This is a genomic window from Rhizobacter sp. AJA081-3, from assembly GCF_017795745.1.
GTDB lineage: Bacteria > Pseudomonadota > Gammaproteobacteria > Burkholderiales > Burkholderiaceae_C > Piscinibacter.
In genome coordinates this window covers 3,058,765-3,073,757 of the sequence record NZ_CP059067.1, presented here as the reverse complement: position 1 = coordinate 3,073,757, position 14,993 = coordinate 3,058,765, and the positions used below count along the sequence as shown (strand labels likewise).

13 protein-coding genes and 1 tRNA gene are annotated in these 14,993 nt (G+C 69.3%); 6 read left to right on the top strand and 8 right to left on the bottom strand.

Features of this window, described 5'->3' with window-relative positions:
- Position 1: 1 nt before the first annotated feature.
- The 3 genes from HZ992_RS14525 to HZ992_RS14515 all read right to left on the bottom strand — a co-directional run bounded on the left by HZ992_RS14525 (position 2) and on the right by HZ992_RS14515 (position 2,508).
- Entirely contained in the window at positions 2-1,042 is a 1,041-nt protein-coding gene (locus HZ992_RS14525; RefSeq protein ID WP_209382550.1) for a S1C family serine protease, read from the bottom strand.
- A gap of 776 nt (positions 1,043-1,818) precedes the next feature.
- Positions 1,819-2,409, bottom strand: a complete 591-nt coding sequence (locus HZ992_RS14520) for a rhomboid family intramembrane serine protease (RefSeq protein WP_209382549.1) — start codon at positions 2,407-2,409, stop codon at positions 1,819-1,821.
- A 12-nt stretch (positions 2,410-2,421) separates the two neighbouring features.
- Positions 2,422-2,508, bottom strand: a tRNA-Leu gene (locus tag HZ992_RS14515).
- A 96-nt stretch (positions 2,509-2,604) separates the two neighbouring features.
- Between HZ992_RS14515 and cysM the strand changes: the two genes are divergently transcribed.
- From cysM to HZ992_RS14500, 3 genes are read left to right on the top strand one after another with little or no spacing between them, the layout of a single operon-like run.
- Positions 2,605-3,522: a cysteine synthase CysM gene (gene cysM / locus HZ992_RS14510; RefSeq protein WP_209382548.1), complete on the top strand. Its 918-nt coding sequence runs from the start codon at positions 2,605-2,607 to the stop codon at positions 3,520-3,522.
- Positions 3,519-4,070: an NUDIX hydrolase gene (locus tag HZ992_RS14505; RefSeq protein WP_209382547.1), complete on the top strand. Its 552-nt coding sequence runs from the start codon at positions 3,519-3,521 to the stop codon at positions 4,068-4,070. Before cysM ends, HZ992_RS14505 begins: the two co-directional genes overlap by 4 nt.
- A gap of 29 nt (positions 4,071-4,099) precedes the next feature.
- The gene (locus HZ992_RS14500; protein ID WP_209382546.1) at positions 4,100-4,327 is read left to right on the top strand and encodes a sulfurtransferase TusA family protein; all 228 of its coding nucleotides are present in this window, start codon (positions 4,100-4,102) and stop codon (positions 4,325-4,327) included.
- Between the two features lie 13 nt (positions 4,328-4,340).
- On the opposite strand, the gene galU is transcribed toward HZ992_RS14500, so the two are convergent.
- The gene (gene galU, locus HZ992_RS14495; RefSeq protein WP_209382545.1) at positions 4,341-5,207 is read right to left on the bottom strand and encodes a UTP--glucose-1-phosphate uridylyltransferase GalU; all 867 of its coding nucleotides are present in this window, start codon (positions 5,205-5,207) and stop codon (positions 4,341-4,343) included.
- A gap of 79 nt (positions 5,208-5,286) precedes the next feature.
- Here galU and HZ992_RS14490 point away from each other — a divergent pair, with 79 nt between their 5' ends.
- Positions 5,287-6,264, top strand: a complete 978-nt coding sequence (locus HZ992_RS14490; RefSeq protein WP_209382544.1) for an NAD(P)-dependent oxidoreductase — start codon at positions 5,287-5,289, stop codon at positions 6,262-6,264.
- On the opposite strand, the gene HZ992_RS14485 is transcribed toward HZ992_RS14490, so the two are convergent.
- Entirely contained in the window at positions 6,206-9,043 is a 2,838-nt protein-coding gene (locus HZ992_RS14485; RefSeq protein WP_209382543.1) for a valine--tRNA ligase, read from the bottom strand. The genes HZ992_RS14490 and HZ992_RS14485 overlap by 59 nt on opposite strands.
- Positions 9,044-9,164: 121 nt before the next feature.
- On the opposite strand from HZ992_RS14485, the gene HZ992_RS14480 reads away from it, so the two are divergent.
- A complete protein-coding gene (locus HZ992_RS14480; protein ID WP_209382542.1) occupies positions 9,165-10,484 on the top strand; it encodes a S41 family peptidase in 1,320 nt (439 codons plus the stop codon).
- A 104-nt stretch (positions 10,485-10,588) separates the two neighbouring features.
- Positions 10,589-11,383 (top strand): response regulator, encoded by a 795-nt coding sequence (locus HZ992_RS14475; protein ID WP_209382541.1) that lies wholly within the window; start codon positions 10,589-10,591, stop codon positions 11,381-11,383.
- Here the strand turns inward: HZ992_RS14475 and HZ992_RS14470 are convergent.
- The 3 genes from HZ992_RS14470 to HZ992_RS14460 all read right to left on the bottom strand — a co-directional run bounded on the left by HZ992_RS14470 (position 11,320) and on the right by HZ992_RS14460 (position 14,920).
- Positions 11,320-12,597, bottom strand: a complete 1,278-nt coding sequence (locus HZ992_RS14470; protein ID WP_209382540.1) for a DUF4397 domain-containing protein — start codon at positions 12,595-12,597, stop codon at positions 11,320-11,322. The two genes, HZ992_RS14475 and HZ992_RS14470, sit on opposite strands and share 64 nt — an antisense overlap.
- Before the next feature lie 149 nt (positions 12,598-12,746).
- Positions 12,747-13,724: a GMP reductase gene (locus tag HZ992_RS14465; protein WP_209382539.1), complete on the bottom strand. Its 978-nt coding sequence runs from the start codon at positions 13,722-13,724 to the stop codon at positions 12,747-12,749.
- Positions 13,725-13,849: 125 nt separating this feature from the next.
- Positions 13,850-14,920, bottom strand: a complete 1,071-nt coding sequence (locus HZ992_RS14460; RefSeq protein WP_209382538.1) for a patatin-like phospholipase family protein — start codon at positions 14,918-14,920, stop codon at positions 13,850-13,852.
- Between the last annotated feature and the right edge of the window lie 73 nt (positions 14,921-14,993).

Below are 14,993 nucleotides of genomic sequence, written 5' to 3'. Positions count from 1 at the left end.
ATCAGATGCCCTGCGGCGTTCGCAGGGTCTTCATGCGGTCGAGCGCGTGCACGGTGAGCGTCTGGACCTCGCCGCCACGGCGGATGGTCAGCAGCACGTCGCGCTCGGCGCCGTCGCGCCACAGTGTCTTGTAGAGCGTCTCGAGCGCGCCAACCTCGGCGCCGTCGATGCGCAGGATGCGGTCGCCCGGCTGCACGCCGGCCAATTCGGCCGGGCTCTCGCGGGTGACGCGCAACACGCGCACCTCGCCTTCGCTCTCGGCGCAGTTCAGGCCCAGCCACGCGCGCGTGCTGCCCCGCGACGCGCCACGCGCGCGCATCTCGGCAAGGATGGGCTTGAGCAAGTCGACCGGAACGAACATGTTGCCCGGCAGCCGGCCCGCGCCCGGGCCCATGGCGTCGGCGACGACCAGCGAGCCGATGCCCAGCAACTCGCCGTCGAGATTGAACAGGCCTGCGCCACTGTGGTCGGTGCGTGGCGGCACGGTGAACAGTGCCGTGTCGATGTGGTACTCCCAGTAGCCGGAGAAGGCACGCTGCGACACCAGACGCGCCAGGCTCAGCTCGCCCTCGGCGCCGCCGCTGGCCACCATCAGCGGCTCGTCGCTGCTCATGCCGCTCGAGCGGCCGAGCGCGACCGGCGCCACGCGCAGCGGCGCTAGCGCCTGCAGCAATCCGAAACCGGAGGCCAGGTCGTAGGCCACCACGCGGGCCGGCACGCGCCGCGAACCCTCGACGACCAGGTCGACCCGTTCGGCTTCGAGGATGAGATAGCCGATCGTCAGCACCAGGCCGTCGTCGCCGATCACCACGCCCGAGCCGCGGCGCAGCGCGCCCAGCGTGGCGATGGAGCCGGCCTCGTCGACGGCCTCGCTGAAGACGGCCACCATCGCCGACCTCGCTCGATCCAGCGCTTCGGCCCGAGCCTGTGCGTCGCCGGCCGAAGCCTCCGTCGGCGGCTGTGCGGCCGCCGGTGGCGACAGACTGGCCAGCAGGGCCACCAGCGAGGCGAGGGCGAGGCGGCACAGCGGCAGGAAGGCCATGGCGAACTCCAGCGGACGACGGTTTCCCGCAGCATGATCCTTCGCGCCGACCGTGCAAAGCCCAGGGGCTTTGCGGGAAGTCGATCGATCGCTCAGACCGAAGCGAAGGCGCCGCGAGGCTGGTCAGAAGGCGCTTGCGGCCCGTTGCGGAAGTTCGGGGATGCCCGCTTCGTGCTTCGTTCGAGCATCGCGGCAGGCGCTGCCCGCGGGGGGCTCATGCTGTGGCGGTCGGCCTTGCAGGCCGACTCCACTGCGATGCTCGCCCCGGGGTCGTGCCGCCGAACTCACTACGCTCCCTGCAGTCGCTACGTTCAGACAGCCGCGGCAAGTCAGTTCACGAAGCGCGCTCTCGCGCGCCGACCCCGGTGCTGCGCTTCTCGTCGCCACAGAAATCGCCCCCCGCGGGCAGCGCCTGCCGCGAAGTCCTCCCGTGGTTCTGCTCGGACCGCATTCCACCGCTGGTTCAGCAAAGGCGCGCCCGGGCAGGCGAAGGCGCGCCTCTGAGGTGCCGAGAAGCGGAGGGCTCGTGGCCGCGCGCGCAGCGCGCTTCGTCTTCTGACTCGTCGACGCTGTCCGAACGCAGCGACCGCAGGTCGCGGAGTGAGTTCGGCGACGGGGCCATGAGACCGAGCATCGCAGGGGAGTCGGTGCGCAGCACCGACCGCCGAGGCGAAGCGCCGTAGCCTGCCCGGGCGTGCCTTTGACGCGCCCAACGCAACCCGCACAGCAGTCGTCGAACTTCCGTAAAGGGCCGTAAGCGGCCCCGCGCCGAACGCTCAGCGCCGGCCGAACGGCGACTGGCCGCGCCAGTAGCGGATCATCAGGAAGCCGCCGAGCATGCCGCCGAGGTGGGCGAAGTGCGCCACGCCCGACTGTGTGCCGGTCACGCCGAAGAACAGTTCCAGGCCACCGAACACGGCGACGAAGACCTTGGCCTTCATCGGGATCGGCGGGAACAGCGGCATGATGATTCGGTTCGGGAACATCATGCCGAAGGCCAGCAGCAGGCCGAACAAGCCGCCCGAGGCGCCCACGGTGGGGACTCGCGAGTCGAGCAGGGCGTTGACCAGCAACTGGCACAGCGCCGCGGTCAGCACGCTGGCGGCATAGAACTGGATGAAGCGCTTGGTGCCCCAGATGCGCTCGAGTTCGGCGCCGAACATCCACAGCCCCAGCATGTTGAAGAACAGGTGGAAGAAGTCGCCGTGCAGGAATGCGTAGGTCACCACCTGCCAGGGCATGAAGTTCGGCCCGATCGGCCACAGCGCGAACAGCGCGCTGAGCAGGTGCCCCAGCAGCGCATCGGCCGCGAACAAGGCTACGTTGATGAGCAGCAGCGCTTGGGTGACGGGCGGCAGTGCGGGCATGGTTGGAGGAGGTGGTGCCGGAGACCGGAATCGAACCGGTACGAGGTTGCCCTCGGCAGATTTTGAGTCTGCTGCGTCTACCGATTTCGCCACTCCGGCAGGTGCGGGCGCTGGGTAGGCCTTGGAGGGGCCGGATTATGTCACGCGCCCTGCGGGGCGCGGGCGGCCCTGCGACAATGGCCGCGAGGAGGAACGATGAGCCACGCTGCACCCCGCTATCCGACGCTGGAAGACGTGATCGGCAACACCCCGCTGGTGCGCCTCGTGCGCGTGCCCGGTGCCGACAACGAGCGCCGCGGCAACGTCATCCTGGGCAAGCTCGAGGGCAACAACCCGGCCGGCTCGGTGAAGGACCGCCCGGCCATCAGCATGATCCGCCGCGCCGAGGAGCGCGGCGAGATCAAGCCGGGCGACACGCTGATCGAGGCCACCTCGGGCAACACCGGCATTGCGCTGGCGATGGCTGCCGCGATGCGCGGCTACCGCATGCTGCTGATCATGCCGGAGGACCTCTCGATCGAGCGTGCGCAGACCATGAAGGCCTTCGGCGCCGAGCTGATCCTCACGCCGCGCTCGGGCGGCATGGAGTACGCGCGCGACCTGGCCGAGCAGATGCAGAAGGACGGCAAGGGCCGCGTGCTCGACCAGTTCGCCAACCCCGACAACCCGCGCGTGCACTACGAGACCACCGGCCCGGAGATCTGGCGCGACACGAACGGGCGCGTCACCCACTTCGTCAGCGCCATGGGCACCACCGGCAGCATCACCGGCACCTCGCGCTACCTGAAAGAGCGCAACGGCGACGTGCGCGTGATCGGCGCCCAGCCCAGCGAAGGCTCGCGCATCCCGGGCATCCGCAAGTGGCCGCAGGAATACCTGCCGAAGATCTACGACCCGGTCTGGGTCGACGAGACGGTGTCGGTGAGCCAGGCCGATGCCGAGGAGATGGCGCGGCGACTGGCGCGCGAGGAGGGTCTGTTCGCCGGCATCTCGGCCGCCGGCGCCTGCTGGGTGGCGCTGCAGGTGGCACGGCAGGTGGAGAACGCGACCATCGTGTTCATCGTCTGCGACCGTGGCGACCGTTATCTGTCCACCGGGGTCTTCCCGGCATGAGCGGCGCTCCGCCCGCCTTCCGTTTCTGCCCCGCCTGCGCGACGCCGCTGCAGTGGCTGGCCCGCGAGGAAGACGGCGGCCCCAAGGAGCGGCTGCGCTGCCCGGCCTGCGAGTGGACGCACTGGAACAACCCGACGCCGGTGCTCGCCGCCGTCATCGAGATGGCCGACCAGGGCGGGCAGATCCTGCTGGCGCGCAACGCGGCCTGGACGGGCCGCATGTTCGCGCTGATCACCGGCTTCATGGAGGCCGGCGAGACGCCGCAGGAAGGCATCGCGCGCGAGGTGCTGGAAGAGACCTCGGTGCAGGTCGATGCCGTCGACCTGATCGGCGTCTACGACTTCCAGCGCATGAACCAGGTGATCATCGCCTACCACGTGCTCGCACATGGGCCGATCCACCTGTCGCCGGAGCTCGCTGAATACCGGCTCTTCCCACCCGAGGCGGTGCGTTGCTGGCCCGCCGGCACCGGCTACGCGCTGGCCGACTGGCTGCGCGGGCGCGGGTTTGTGCCACAGTTCATCGACCTGCCGCCGCGGCCGGTCTAGTTAGAATTCGTCTCCCTCCGAGGATCGCCATGGACGCCCAGAAAGAGATCGACACCCGCGGCCTGAACTGCCCGCTGCCCATCCTGAAGGCCAAGAAAGCCCTGGCCGACATGAAGAGCGGAGACGTTCTCAAGGTCGTGGCCACCGACCCGGGCTCGCTGCGCGACTTCCAGGCCTTCGCGCGCCAGACCGGCAACGAGCTGGTGGAGCAATCGTCGGCGAACGACGAGTTCATCCACTTCCTGCGTCGCCGCTGAACGGCGGCGCGGCTCAGAGCTTCAGCGTCTTCAGGTACTCGCGGAAGCCCGGCCCGAGCAGCGGGTGGGCCAGCGCCAGTTCGACGTTGGCCTGCAGGAATCCTTCCTTGCTGCCGCAGTCATAGCGCTTGCCGTCGTAGCGGTAGGCAAACACCTTCTCGCGCCGCAGCAGCCCGGCGATGCCATCGGTGAGCTGGATCTCGCCGCCCACGCCGCGCGGCTGGTTCATGATCTCGTGGAAAACCCCCGGTGTGAGGATGTAGCGCCCGGCCACCCCCAGGCGTGAAGGCGCATCCTCCGGCGCCGGCTTCTCGACGATGCGCTGGATGTCGATCATGCGGTCGTTGACCGGGTTGCCGGCCACGATGCCGTAGCGCCGGGTGTGCTCGGCCGGCACCTCCTGCACTGCCAGGATCGAGGTGCGCCATTCGGCATAGGCCTCGGTCATCTGCTGCAGCACCGGCTTTTCGCCGACCATCAGGTCGTCGGCCAGCAGCACGGCGAAGGGCTCGTTGCCGACCAGACGCTGCCCGCACAGCACCGCATGGCCCAGGCCCAGCGCCTGCGGCTGGCGCACGTAGATGCACTCCATGTCGTCCGGCTTGACGCTGCGTACCACGTCCAGCAGGTCCTGCTTGCCCGCCTGTTCGAGGGCTACCTCCAACTCGAAGGTCATGTCAAAGTGGTCTTCGATGGGGCGCTTGTGCCGGCCGGTCACGAAAATCATCTCGCGAACGCCGGCGGCATACGCTTCTTCGACGGCGTACTGGATGAGCGGCTTGTCGACGACAGGCAGCATCTCCTTGGGTTGGGCCTTGGTGGCCGGCAGGAAGCGTGTACCGAGGCCGGCCACGGGGAAGATCGCCTTGTTGACTTTCATTTACTTACAATGCCCTCAGGTTTGCCGAATTCTGGCACGGGGATGATGACGAAGACGGTTCGCCGCACCACACACACGCATGGATCTCCTCGTCATTGAACCGCTCGAAAGCGAAGTGATGCAGTGGCTCGAGTCACGGCACGCGGTGCGCTTCGCCCCTGAGCTGGCGCGCGAGCCGCGTGCCTTGCGGCAGTCGCTGTACAACGTGCGCGCCATCATCGTGCCTCCCAGCGCCGCCATCGACGCGCAGGCGCTGCACTACGCGCCGATGCTGCGCGCCGTGGGCCGCGTGAGCGCCGGCGCCGAGAACATCGACCTCGATGCCTGCGCGCGCGCCGGCGTCGAGGTGGTGCGCAGCTTGACGGCCAGCGCGCAGGCCGAGGCCGAGTTCATGATCGGCGCGCTGCTGTCGATGCTGCGCCGCGTGCCGGTGGTCGGCAGCGACGGCATGCTGGTCGGCCGCGAGCTCGGTGCCGCGACGGTGGGCCTGATCGGCATGCCGCCGGCGGCGCGCTCGATGTCGCAGCTGCTCGGTGCCTTCGGCTCCAAGGTGGTGGGCTACGACCCTTCGCTGCACGCCACCGACACGGTGTGGGAACGCTGGCGCGTGCGCCCGATGGGTTTGCGCGAGCTGCTCGAAGTGTGCGATGCAGTGTGCGTGCAACTCACCTACTTCAGCCGCTACCAGGGCCTGCTGGGCGACCGATTCCTGCCCTTCTGCAAACCCAACCAGGTGATCGTCAGCACGGCGCATTCGGCGCTGTTCGACGAGAAGGCTCTGGCCGATGTGCTGGCCAGCGGCCGTGTCGCCGCGGCCTGGCTGGACAGCCTGGAGCCCGGCGCGCTCGACAGCGGCCGCCCGCTGGCCGGCATCAGCACCCTGCAGATCACGCCGCGCGTGGCCAGCACCACGCGCGAATCGCGCCTGCGCAGCGCCTGGGCCGTGGCCCGGCGCATCGACGAGCTGCTCGCCACGGCACCGCAGCCGCACCGGGACTTCAGGCCGACGGACCCAAGCGTCCCAGCTGATCTCGCAGACGGTCCCGTGTCGACGTGAAGTCGGCGATGCGCTGACGCTCCTGCGCCACCACGGCGGCCGGGGCGCGCGCAACGAAACCCTCGTTGGCGAGCTTCGCGGTGGCCTTGGTGATCTCGCCCTCCAGGCGTGCGATCTCCTTGGACAGGCGCTCGCGCTCGGCGGCCACGTCGATCTCGACATGCAACGCCAGGCGCGATTCGCCGCGCACCACCACCGGCAGCGCCTGCGTGGCCTGGGTGAACGCGGCCTCGTCGTCGAACACCTGCACCTCGGCGAGCTTGGCCAGCGCGGTGAGCATCGGCGACGCCTCGCGCAGGAAGGCGTTGTCGCCGCAGGCGCGCAGCGGCACGCGCTGGGCCGGCGACAGGCTCATCTCGCTGCGCAGCGCGCGGCAGGCGCCGGCCAGGTCCTTCAGCTTGGCGACCCAGGCGTCGGCCGCCGGGTCGACCTTGTCGAGCTGGGCCTGCGGGTAGGGCGCGTTGACGATACCCTGCGGCACATGCCGGCCGGCGACCGGCGCGACCTTCCCCCACAGCTCGGCGGTGATGAAGGGCGTGATCGGGTGCAGCAGGCGCAGCACCGTCTCCAGCACGCGGATCAGCGTGCGGCGCGTGGCGCGCTGCTGTGCTTCGGTGCCGCTGGCGATCTGCACCTTGGCGATCTCGATGTACCAGTCGCAATACTCGTCCCACACGAAGGTGTAGATGGCGGTGGCAACGTTGTCGAGCCGGTAGTCGGCGAAGCCCTGCGCCACCGCTGCCTCGACACGCTGCAGTTCCCCGCTGATCCAGCGGTCGGCCTGCGAGAAGCTCAGGTAGCCGTGGAAGGGCTGGCCGGGCGCGCATTCCGCCTTGGTGTGTTCCTTGAGACCGCAGTCCTGCCCTTCGCAGTTCATCAGCACGAACTTGGTGGCGTTCCAGAGCTTGTTGCAGAAGTTGCGGTAGCCCTCGCAGCGCTTGCTGTCGAAGTTGATGTTGCGGCCGAGACTGGCCAGCGAGGCGAAGGTGAAACGCAGCGCATCGGCGCCGAAGGCCGGGATGCCGTCGGGGAACTCCTTCTCGGTGTCCTTGCGCACGCGCGGCGCGGTCTCGGGGCGGCGCAGTCCGGTGGTGCGCTTGTCGAGCAGGGGCGGCAGCGCGATGCCGTCGATCAGGTCGACCGGGTCGAGCACGTTGCCTTCGCTCTTGCTCATCTTGCGGCCCTGCGCGTCGCGCACCAGGCCGTGGATGTAGACATGGCGGAACGGCACCTGCCCGGTGAAGTGCACCGTCATCATGATCATCCGGGCGACCCAGAAGAAGATGATGTCGAAGCCGGTGACCAGCACCGACGAGGGCAGGAACAGGTCCTGCTCGACCGTCTTCGCCGGCCAGCCCAGCGTCGAGAAGGGCACCAGCGCCGACGAGTACCAGGTGTCCAGAACATCGGGGTCGCGCTGCAGCGGCCCGGCGTAGCCGGCCTTCGTCGCCTTGGCGCGCGCCTCGTCTTCGCTGCGCGCGACGAACACCTCGCCGTCGATGCCGTACCAGGCCGGGATCTGGTGGCCCCACCAGAGCTGGCGCGAGATGCACCAGTCCTGGATGTTGTTCATCCACTGGTTGTAGGTGTTCACCCACTGCTCGGGCACGAACTTCACCGAGCCGTTCTCGACCACCTCGATGGCCTGCTGCGCGATGCTCTTGCCGTTCGCGCCCGGCTTGGTGGTGGCGACGAACCACTGGTCGGTGAGCATGGGCTCGACCACCTGCCCGGTGCGCGCGCAACGCGGCACCATCAGCTTGTGCTTCTTCACCTCGACGAGCAGGCCCAGTGCGTCCAGGTCCGCGACGACCTTCTTGCGCGCGACGAAGCGATCCAGCCCGCGGTAGGCAGCCGGCGCGTTGTCGTTCACCTTCGCATCGAGCGAGAGCACGCCGATGATCGGCAGCCCGTGGCGCAGGCCGACCGCGTAGTCGTTCGTGTCGTGCGCCGGCGTGACCTTGACGACGCCGGTGCCGAACTCGCGGTCCACGTAGGCATCGGCAATGACGGGAATGTCGCGGTCGCACAGCGGCAGGCGGACCGTCTTGCCGATCAGCGCGGTGTAGCGCTCGTCTTCGGGGTGAACCATCACGGCCACGTCGCCGAGCATGGTCTCGGGGCGCGTCGTCGCGACGACGAGCCGCCCGGAGCCGTCGGTCAGCGGGTAGGCGATGTGCCACAGCGAGCCATCTTCCTCCTCGCTCTCGACCTCGAGGTCGGAGACGGCCGACATCAGCACCGGATCCCAGTTGACCAGGCGCTTGCCGCGGTAGATCAGGCCTTCCTCGAACAGCCGTACGAAGGTGTCGGTGACGACGGTCGAGAGCTTCTCGTCCATCGTGAAGTACTCGTGCTCCCAGCTCACGCTGTCGCCCATGCGGCGCATCTGCCGCGTGATGGTCGCGCCCGAGCTGTGCTTCCAGTCCCACACGTGCTTCAGGAAGGTCTCGCGGCCGAGCTCGTGGCGGCTGATGCCGGCCTCCTGCAGCTGGCGCTCGACGACGATCTGCGTGGCGATGCCGGCGTGGTCGGTACCCGGCACCCACAGCGTGTTGAAGCCGCGCATGCGGTGGTAGCGCGTCAACGAGTCCATGATGGTCTGGTTGAACGCGTGGCCCATGTGCAGCGTGCCCGTCACGTTCGGCGGCGGCAGCTGGATGGAGAACGAGGGCTTGCTCGTATCCAGGGTGGGGCGGTAGGCGCCGGTCTTCTCCCACAGCGGGCCCCAATGGGCTTCGATGGCGGCGGGTTCGAAGGATTTCGCGAGTTCGGTCATGGCGCAGGCGCGCACGGCCGGGGGCCGTGAAACAGAGTGCAAGGCGGGGAGGGCTCGATTGTAGGTGGTGGTGCCGGGCTGCTAAGGTGCGCCCGGCGTGCATGGAAGCGAGGACGCGAGGATGTTGTTCGAACGAGGCTGGAAGTGGGCGGCGACGGCCGCGACCGTGGTGCTGCTGTCCGCGTGCGGAGGCGGTGGCGGCAGCGCCCCGGCCGGCAGCGCGAGCTGCGACGTGGCCAGCCAGAAGGACTGGCTGCGCGGCTACATGCTCGACTGGTACTACTGGAGCGGCAGCTCGCCCAACCCGGACCCGGCAGGCTACCCGACGCTGGCGGCCTACTTCGACGCGCTGAAGTACGCCAACTATCCCGGTGCCCGCGGCCCGGTCGACCCGTGGAGCAACTATGTCGACACCGCGACCTACAACCGCTTCTTCGCCGAGGGCCGGGCGATGGACTACGGCATCTTCGTCAATGGCCTCGAAGGCCAGTTGCCGCTGCGCATCCGCATGGTCGAGCCGAATTCGCCGGCGGCGCTGGGCGGACTGGCCCGCGGCGATGTCATCAAGGCGATCAATGGCGTGGCCGACACGGCTCTGTTGACCAGTGGATTCGCCGTGCTGAGCCCGGCCCAGGCGGGCACGCAGGTCACCGTGGACATCGAGCGATCCGGCGTGCCGCAGCGTGTCACCTTGACCGCGGCCGAGTACGACCTCACCCCCGTGCCCACCTCGGCCACGCTGACACGCAGCAGCGGCGCGAAGGTCGGCTACGTGGCGCTGAAGGACTTCATCGTCCAGGCCGAATCGGCGCTGACAACGCGGCTCGATGCGATCAAGGCCGATGGTGCCACCGAGCTGATCGTCGACCTGCGCTACAACGGCGGCGGGCGCATCTCGACCGCCAACCACCTGGCCTCGCAGATCGTCGGCGCGGTGCATGGTGGCAAGGTCTTCACCAGCCTCGTCTACAACGCGGCGCACCAGAGTTCGAACACCAGCTTCACGATGGCCACGGTGCCCGGCTCGGCCTTCAGCCGCGTGGTGGTGATCACCGGGCCGCGCACCTGCTCGGCCAGCGAGCTGATCGTCAACGGGCTGAGCCCGTATGCGCAGGTGGTGACGGTCGGCGGCACCAGCTGCGGCAAGCCTTACGGCTTCAGCCCGGTCGAATCCTGCGGCAACGTCTTCAGCGCGGTGAACTTCCGTTCCAACAACGCGCTCGGCCAGGCCGACTACGACGCAGGCATCGCGCCCACCTGTGCGGTGGCGGACACCTTCACCGGCACCCTCGGCGACCCGGCCGAGGCGCTTACCGGTGCGGCGCTGGGTTACCTGCAGACCGGCAGCTGCCCGGTGGCGATTGCGCCGGCGCGCGCAAGCACGCAGCAACTGCGCCGTCTTGCCGAGCCAGGCGATCGGCCCGGCATGACGGCCGACTGAACCGAGCCCCGTCGCGGCCCGAGTGTGTCTGCGCAAGGGAGGCGCAGACACATTCAGACATGTTGGGGCACAGCGCCGCAACACCGCGCCGTGACGATGCGGCGATGAACAAACCTTTCCATGTCCACATCGTCGACGCCGAACGCGCCAACCGCGACGCGCTGTGCGCCTACTTCGAGGCGCACGGCCTGACCGTCACGCCGATGGAGTCGGCCGCCGAACTGCTGCGGCGCATCCATCGCTACCGGCCCGATCTCGTGATCATGGACGCGGCGCTGCCCGGCCTGAGCGGCGTGCAGGCCTGCCAGCGGTTGCGCGCCGAGGGCGACCGTGTGCCGGTAATCCTGCTGTCGGCGCGCAACGAGGAGATCGACCGCGTGCTCGGCCTCGAGATGGGCGCCGACGACCTGCTCGGCAAACCCTGTTCGCCGCGCGAGCTGCTCGCGCGCGTGCATGCCGTGCTGCGACGTTCGATCGTGCCGCCGGGGCTGCCGATGCTCGCGATGGCGCCGGTGCCCATCGGCACGCTGCAGTTCGACATCGCCTCGCGCTGCCTGGTGCAGGGCGGGCAACTCCACGTGCTGAGCACCGTCGAGTACGCGGTGCTTGCCGAGCTGGTGGCCAACCCCGGCGTGGCGGTGTCGCGCGAGCGGCTGCTCTCGGCCTCGCACAGCCGCGCCGAAGGCCTGCTGCTGCGTGCAGTGGATGTCGCCGTGATGCGGCTGCGCAAGCGGGTCGAGCCCGATCCGGCGCAACCGCGCTACTTGCAGACGATTCGCGGGCACGGCTATATGTTCGTGCCCGCGGCGCCGATCGACGGCGCCGCGCTGCCGCTTCAGCGGTCGCGTCGCAGCACGCCCACCGGCGCGGCCGCGTCGCCGAGCATGAACAGCGTATAGACCTTGCCGGCCTGCAGCGTCACGTCGGTGGCCAGATAGAGCGAGCCCGTCACCGTCGGCGTGGTGGCTTCCAGGCGCATCGTCGTGCTGGCCGCGATGCTGGCCGGCGCCGACGCGGTGTTGGTCGCGATATCGGTGGCCACGGCGCTGTAGTCGGCCGTCAACGTCACCGGGCTGGCCAGGCCGCCCACGCCGTGCACCAGGCGCAGCTTGGTGTTGGCGGCGGTCAGCGCGGGCCGGTTGTCGTCGTTCAGCATCACGGCCGTGCCGCCGGCGCCGCTGCCAGTCACGATCAGCGTGTTGTCCGCGCCCGCGGTGAGCGTGGTCACGCCGGTCGACAGTGCCGTGCCGTCGAGCGACACGGTCAGCGCCAGGGCGCCCGCGGGCACCAGCGTGTAGCTGCCGACTGCCGGTGACTTCAGCCCGGCCGACAGCACCACGCCGTTCGCCGTGGCGGCCGCGTTGCCATTGGCGGCGGCGCCGGCGACCAGTCTCACACGCGCGGAGCCGTTCTTCTGTGCCGTCACCGCGCTCTTCTGGTTGATCGTCAGCCCGTGCACCAGCACGCCGCCCGGCGTCGCGGTGAGCACCAGGGTGGCGATCTGCTGGTCGGCCAGCGCGACGGCAGGCAGGTCCAGGCGCAGGTCGTTCTTGTCGCCGCTGCCGGTGATGCGCACGCGGTAGGTGCCGGCGCTGATCTCGCTGTAAGCGCCGATGCGTTCGGTGCCCAGCGCCGAGACGGTGGCCGTGCTCTCCGCCAACGTGGCGTCGGGGGCGGTCACGTAGACGTCGAGCGCGCCGGCCTCGGCGGCGCCGTTGAACACGCGCAGCTTGGCCGTGCCCGAGCTCGGCGCGGCCTCGTTGTCGGTGAGGAACACCGTCTTCAGCGCCTCGTTGGTGCTGTAGGCGAGCAGCGTGTGAGCGGTGTCGGCCAGCACGGTGCGGTCGCTGCTGCTCGATGTGGTGCTCGAGCCGTTGCGCTTGAGCTTGAAGGTGTAGGTGCCCGCGCCCAGCGCGATGTAGCCGCCGGCGCTGTCGGCCGCCACGGCGGTGCTCAGCGAGGTGTCCGACGAGTAAAGGTCGAGCGAGCTGTAGCCGTCGGCAGCGTTGATCAGGCGCACGGCGCCGTCTCCGCCGTCGCTGCTGCCGCCGCCGCAGGCCTGCAGCAGCGGGGCGAGGGCCAGCGCGGCGGCCATCCAGGGGGTGAATCTCACGGGCAATCCCTTCCAGGTGTCGTTGTGGGCGGCCGGCACCTTGCCGGCCATGCCCGTGCGATTGGAGGGGCGGCACGTTGCCTGCGCGTTGCCGCGCATGCCGCTTCGATGACACCGTGTGTCGCCGTTTGTCGCGGCGACAGGAAGGACTACATCAAGAGATGCTCGCCCGCGTTCTCGCCGCCGAGCACGACGTAGTTCACCTTGCGCAGGTCGGTCAGCTTGGTGCCGCCGCCGTAGCTGATCGAGCTCTGCACGTCCTCGCGCATCTCGCGCATGGTGTCGGCGAGCTTGCCCTTGATCGGCTCAAGGATGCGCTTGCCTTCGACATGCTTGTACTCGCCCTTGTTGAAGTCGCTGGCCGAGCCGAAGTACTCCTTGTAGAGCTTGCCGTCGACCTCGACGGTCTGCCCGGGCGACTCTTCATGGCCCGCGAACAGCGAGCCGATCATCACCATCGAGGCGCCGAAGCGGATGCTCTTGGCGATGTCGCCGTGGTGGCGGATGCCGCCGTCGGCAATGATCGGCTTGGTGGCCACGCGCGCGCACCACTTCAGCGCCGAGAGCTGCCAGCCGCCGGTGCCGAAGCCGGTCTTCAGCTTGGTGATGCACACCTTGCCCGGGCCGACGCCGACCTTGGTGGCGTCCGCGCCCCAGTTCTCCAGGTCGATCACCGCCTCGGGCGTGGCCACGTTGCCGGCGATCACGAAGGCCTTCGGCAGCTTCTGCTTGATGTGCTCGATCATCTTGCGCACGCTCTCGGCATGGCCGTGCGCGATGTCGATCGTGATGTAGTCGGCCCCCACGCCTTCCAGCGCCAGGTGGTCGATCACCTGGTAGTCGGCCGGCTTCACGCCCGAGCTGATCGACACCAGCAGGCCCTTGGCGCGCATCTTCTTGGCATAGGCCAGCGTGTCCAGGTCGAAACGGTGCATCACGTAGAAGTAGCCGTTGGCGGCCAGCCACTCGGTGATCGGCTCGTCGACCACCGTCTTCATGTTGGCCGGCACCACCGGCAGCTTGAAGCGCTGCGGGCCGAACTCGATCGAGGGGTCGCACTCGCTGCGGCTTTCGACGCGGCACTTGCGCGGCAGAAGCAGGATGTTGTCGTAGTCGAAGATTTCCATGAAGCGGCTCCGTGAAGGGGAATGCGAGCGCTTGACTTGGAATCCCGGTGCGTCGGCGAGGCCGTCGGCGCGGACGGTGCCAGAAATGCGAACCGGGCGCCAATATTTGGGCCCGGTGGCGAATTCTACGCGGATGCGCCTGGCGGCGCGTACAGGCGCGCGAGGTCCACGCTGGCGCGGCGCCCGACGCTCGCACCATGCTCGGACAGCCAGCGCTGCGCCCGCCCGCGGCCCTGGTCGCGCAGACGTTCGAGGAAGGGCAGGTGCGCGATCAGCCGCGTCTCGGCCGACAGCGCGCCCAGGTCGTCGTGCGCATCGATCAGGTGGGTGCGCAGCGCACGCAGGCGGCGCTCCAGGCGGCCTGCGCCCAGGCCGAAGGCGATGACGGGGCCACGCGCCTCCTCGCAGGCCTCGGCGAGCAGCGTGGCCTCGCGCAGGAAGCTCGCGTTGAAGGTGAACTCCAGCGCCCGGGCGCGGATCTCCTCGGCGCTGCGCGGCACCTCGCCGTAGTCCAGCGGGCTGAGCGAGACGATCAGCAGGTCGGCCACGCCGCAGCGCACCAGCGGGAACAGCGCCGGGTTGGCGCTGTAGCCGCCGTCCCAGTAGGGCTCGCCGTCGATCATCACCGCGTGGTGCACGGTGGGCAGGCAGGCCGAGGCCAGCGCGGCCTCCACGCACAGATCGGCATTGCCGAACAGGCGCAGCCGGCCCGTGCTCGCGTGCGTGGCGGCGATGAACAGGCGCGGCGCGCGGCTCGAGCGCAGGCGCTCGAAGTCGATCTGCGCCTCGAGCACGTCGCGCAGCGGGTTCAGGCCGAGCGGGTTGAGCTGGTAGGGCGAAAGCAGCCGCGTCCAGTGCATCAGTGCGCGCATGCCGGGGGCGAGGCCCGGGCTGTCGGTCGGCCCGATCATCAGCATCTCGAAGGGCAGCTGCGTGCCGACGGCGCGCCAGAAGTCGGTGAGCGATTCGCGCGCGGCCTCGGCACCGCCGCGGAGCAGGCCGTGGGCGAGCGCGAGGGCGTTCATCGCCCCGGCGCTGGTGCCGCTGATCGCCGAGATGGGGAAGCGGCCGTCCTCGAGCAGCGCGTCGAGCACGCCCCATGTGAAGGCGCCGTGCGCGCCGCCGCCCTGCAGCGCGAGGCCGAGCGAGGGTTGGGCGACAGAGCGCGCGAAGGGGCGGGTGGAGAACCAGGACATGCCCGCAGTGTCGCCGCAGTGCCGCCCCAGGGCGGTGACGAGCCGGAACCTAGAATGTGTCGATGAGTTCCAA